The sequence below is a fragment of the Streptomyces sp. SID14436 genome (assembly GCF_010548465.1).
Taxonomy (GTDB): domain Bacteria; phylum Actinomycetota; class Actinomycetes; order Streptomycetales; family Streptomycetaceae; genus Streptomyces.
On sequence record NZ_JAAGMD010000639.1, the window covers coordinates 1 to 2,597 of the forward strand.

General features: G+C 73.0%; 3 protein-coding genes. 1 reads left to right on the forward strand and 2 read right to left on the reverse strand.

The window, feature by feature from the left end:
* A partial coding sequence (locus tag G3I53_RS22785) for a DoxX family membrane protein (protein WP_164438718.1) occupies positions 1-254 on the reverse strand: 254 nt, incomplete at its 3' end.
* Between the two features lie 137 nt (positions 255-391).
* Between G3I53_RS22785 and G3I53_RS22790 the strand changes: the two genes are divergently transcribed.
* Entirely contained in the window at positions 392-718 is a 327-nt protein-coding gene (locus G3I53_RS22790) for a nuclear transport factor 2 family protein (protein WP_164335527.1), read from the forward strand.
* Between the two features lie 504 nt (positions 719-1,222).
* Here G3I53_RS22790 and G3I53_RS22795 read toward each other — a convergent pair.
* Complete coding sequence (locus tag G3I53_RS22795; protein ID WP_164335529.1) at positions 1,223-2,224, reverse strand: Gfo/Idh/MocA family oxidoreductase; 1,002 nt, start codon at positions 2,222-2,224, stop codon at positions 1,223-1,225.
* Positions 2,225-2,597: the final 373 nt, after the last annotated feature.

Sequence of the window (2,597 nt, forward strand, 5' to 3'; positions counted from 1 at the left end):
GCCGCGGCGCCCGCGGCCGGGGTGGCCAGGCCCAGGGCGAGCAGCGTGCCGCCGCCCGTCTCGGCGATCCCGGCGGCCGTGGCGCTGGCCTTGCCCGGGACGTAGCCGATGCTCTCCATGAAGTGGCCGGTGCCCTCGATGCCGCCCCCGCCGAACCAGCCGAACAGTTTCTGCGCGCCGTGCGCGGCCAGCACGCCGCCCGTTCCCAGCCGGAGCAGCAGCAGGCCCAGATCACGTCGGTCGTAGCAGGTCACGTCGTCTCCCGTCGGTCCCGCGGCAATGGCTCGTCCCCGGTCCACCGTCGCACCCGGGCCGCCGGTCCGAACCGCGGCGGGCGCCGTTCGGGTGGCGTGGGTGGCGGGGCGTCCGGTTCGGGACCACGCTGACTGGCATGGCGATTCAGACCACGCGACTCAGCGACCCGGCCGTCCGCGCCTTCGTCACGGCTGTCAACAACCATGACCGCGAGGCCTTCACGGCCGTGCTCGCCGAGGGCGCGACGATGGCCGACGACGGTACCGAGCGGGACCTCGCCGACTGGACCGACCGCGAGATCTTCTCCTCCAACGGCCACATGGACGTCGAGAAGGAGATCAACGGCGGTCGCGGTCTCGTCGTCAGCTACCGCAACGACACCTGGGGCGAGATGCGCACCCGCTGGAGCTTCACCGTCGACGACGACGGCCGCATCTCCCGCTTCGAGACGGGGCAGGCCTGATCTCGGAGCCTGCCGGCCACCTGGGCCTCGCCCGCGACTTGGGGCCTCACCCGCGACTTGGGGCCTCACCCGCGACGTGGGGCGGCGCCCGCCGCATTGCTCGCCGCCGGGGCCTCGCCCGCTTCCCGGGGCCCCGCCGGCAGCCCGGGGACTCGTCCGCCGCTGCCCCGCCTGTGGCACACAGGACGGCAGCCGTTCCACGCACCGGTGCGTATCCGCGGTCCCGCGCGGATCCACCCCCACCCGGTGGCGTGGAGCGGCTGCCGTCTCCCCCCAGGAAATGGCCTGCGGAAGACCTCTGCTCCACATGTGAAGCATGTGTGTAGGAGAGTTGAGCATAGGTCTGTCGCCTGCCGCAATGGGGCGGACTTATCCAGTCCGTTTGTAAGGGTTGAGCGTTGGACCATCTGACGGGCCGTGGGGGACGGGGAGGGGCGTCGGGCCGTCGGCGGGCCCGGCGCCGGGCCCGGCGGGCGTCGATGGTGGGGCTCCCGCCTCCGCGGCTCAGCGGGTCTCGCCCGGGTAGTGGACGCCGACCCGGTCCCGGATGGTGTCGAGCGTCCGCATGACCGCGAGCGTGCCGTCGAGCGGTACGAGCGGGGACTCCTTCTCGCCGGCCGTCAGGGTGCGCATCACCTCGGTGGCCTCGTGCTTGAGGCTGTCGCGCGGTCCGTCGGCCGGGTCCGCCCCGAACTCCTCCGGGTCCCGCCCGGCCCGGTGCAGCACGAACCGATCGGGGTGGAAGAAGCCGTGCGGGATGTCGATGCGGCCCTCGGAGCCGGTGACCGAGGCGGAGGTCGCCGTTCCGCCGACGATGGAGCAGTGCACCGAAGCGAGAGCACCGCTCTCCCAAGAGAGCAGTGCACCCGTCTGGAGATCGACGCTCTCCTCCGAGAGCACCGCTCGCGCCACGATCTCCGAGGGCTCCCCGAGCAGCAGCTGGGCGAACGACACCGGGTACACGCCGAGATCCAGCAGGGCGCCCCCGCCCAGCGCCGGGTCCCGCAGCCGGTGCGAGGGCGGGAACGGTCCGGCGAGCCCGAAGTCCGCGTGCACGCTGCGGACCTCACCGATCGCACCGTCGTCGACCAGCGCCTTCAGGCGCCGCACCATCGGGTTGCAGTACATCCACATCGCCTCCATCAGGAAGCGCCCGTTCTCCCGTGCCAGCCCGACCAGCTCCGCGGCCTCCCGCACGTTGAGCGTGAACGGCTTCTCGCACAGCACGTTCCGTCCGGCCTCCAGGCACAGCCCGGCCGCAGCGCGGTGCGCCGTGTGCGGAGTGGCCACGTAGACGACGTCGACGTCCTCGTCCCGGGCCAGCGACTCCCAGTCGCCGTAGGCCCGCGGGATCCCGAACCGCTCGGCGAACGCCTTCGCCGACTCCTGCGACCGCGACGCCACCGCCACGACCTCAGCGTCCGGCAGATCGACCAGATCCGCCGTGAACGTCGCGGCCATCCCGCCCGTCGCCAGGATGCCCCACCGCACGTTCTGCCCTGTCATCCGTCCCACCCTCGTTCACGATCCCGCACCATGGAAGCGCTCCCACAGCGTCACCGTCGACGCCGAGCACTCCGTACGAGCTGAGAGCATAGGGAGCGGATGACTCGAAATGGGAGGGGGTCGCATGCCCGAGGGTGGGGTGTCCGGGGCGAACTCGACAGCGCGCGCGACGGGGGAGACGGCGGCGGAGGCCGCAGCCGGCACGACGGCGGAAGCCGCGACGGGCAGCAGAGCGGGCGGCGGAGCGACGGGCGGGACGGGTACGGCGAGCACGGCGGGCACGGCAGGTGCGGCGGGCACGGCGGGTACGGCAGGTGCGGCGGGCACGGCGGGTACGACGAGCACCGGGGGGCCGGCAGCGACGCACCCGACG

Bases quoted from the DNA above. Each gene is read 5' to 3' on its own strand.
- G3I53_RS22795 (WP_164335529.1), bottom strand. From the start codon at position 2,224: ATGACAGGGCAGAACGTGCGGTGGGGCATCCTGGCGACGGGCGGGATG.
- G3I53_RS22790 (WP_164335527.1), top strand. From the start codon at position 392: ATGGCGATTCAGACCACGCGACTCAGCGACCCGGCCGTCCGCGCCTTC.